1 protein-coding gene and 1 pseudogene are annotated in these 1,037 nt (G+C 44.5%); one reads left to right on the top strand and one right to left on the bottom strand.

Features of this window, described 5'->3' with window-relative positions; all coding sequences use genetic code 11:
• The first annotated feature begins 107 nt into the window (after positions 1-107).
• Positions 108-764: a hypothetical protein gene (locus R8O70_RS26280; RefSeq protein ID WP_005481502.1), complete on the top strand. Its 657-nt coding sequence runs from the start codon at positions 108-110 to the stop codon at positions 762-764.
• Here R8O70_RS26280 and R8O70_RS26275 read toward each other — a convergent pair.
• Positions 754-1,037 (bottom strand): annotated as a pseudogene (locus R8O70_RS26275) (YdcF family protein); the annotation flags it as partial. The gene R8O70_RS26280 and the pseudogene R8O70_RS26275 overlap by 11 nt on opposite strands.

Below are 1,037 nucleotides of genomic sequence, written 5' to 3'. Positions count from 1 at the left end.
ATTCCTGACATTCCCCTGACAATACTTTCCACCTGGTCAATAAAATCATGCCAAACATCACACAAATTCACATTTCTTCCACATTTTTCTGGAAACAGGTGGTCAGGATGAAAACACAAATAGTTAAACAAGCCGAAACGGCACAAAACAACGTGATTACTGATGAGTCAAAACGCATCATCTACAAATCGTGTTTAAGCGCATTGATGATTGTTGCGATCAGTATTCTCGTCAATCTGAGTATTCGTCTTGATTACGTAGTATTGGGATCAAGTTTGGGTGAAGTCTCTATCACTGAAACCTTACAAGTGATCATGCTGGCGATTGCTTCATGGTCGTTCTTCCAACTTTCTAAGCAAGAAGAACAAGTTAAACACGCCGCTATTTTGATTTCCGGCTTCTTCGCTGTGTTGATCATTCGCGAACTGGACTACTGGATGGATATGATCCGTCACGGATCGTGGGTATTCCCTGCGTTAACCGTCACTGCTCTGGCTTGCGCAAAAGCTTACCAAGGTGGTAAAGGTACAGTGAACGAAATGGCACGCATTCTACAAGTTCCGCACATGAAGCTCTTGATTGGTGCCGTCGTTCTACTGCTTGTTTTCTCTCGCCTTTACGGCATGGGAAGCTTCTGGCAACAAGTCATGAATGAAAGCTACATCCGCGATGTTAAGAACATTTCGGAAGAAGGCATGGAGCTGCTTTGCTACTGTCTGATTGCGTTGAGTGCTGTTCGTATGCGACGCGAAATCACTGAATAGACTCGGGATCTAAACGGCGATTGAGCGCAGTTAAAATGGGATGAAACACTTCCAATGCTCGCTCTGCTGTTGCAACCGACTCATCAAAGGCCGTCATTTCGATGGCCTTTTTCATTTCCGCAATTTGTTGCAAAACATCCATTTCTAACGGTAAAGCGCGAAGTTGATTTATTGCTTGTTTAGCCCGCAGCAAAGGCTGCGCTCGAACGTTAGTTAAATCACGTTGAAATGCCCCACTTTTAACGCCCTCTAGATACACTCGATACGTCGTCA

Source organism: Vibrio sp. 779(2023), from assembly GCF_033344285.1.
In the GTDB taxonomy this organism is placed as follows: Bacteria; Pseudomonadota; Gammaproteobacteria; order Enterobacterales; family Vibrionaceae; genus Vibrio; species Vibrio alginolyticus.
Note: the sequence above shows the minus strand (reverse complement) of the source record. Positions and strands in the feature narration are given on the sequence as shown.

What these genes read in the sequence shown, in the direction of transcription:
- R8O70_RS26280 (WP_005481502.1), top strand. Translation starts at nt 108, where the DNA reads ATGAAAACACAAATAGTTAAACAAGCCGAAACGGCACAAAACAACGTG.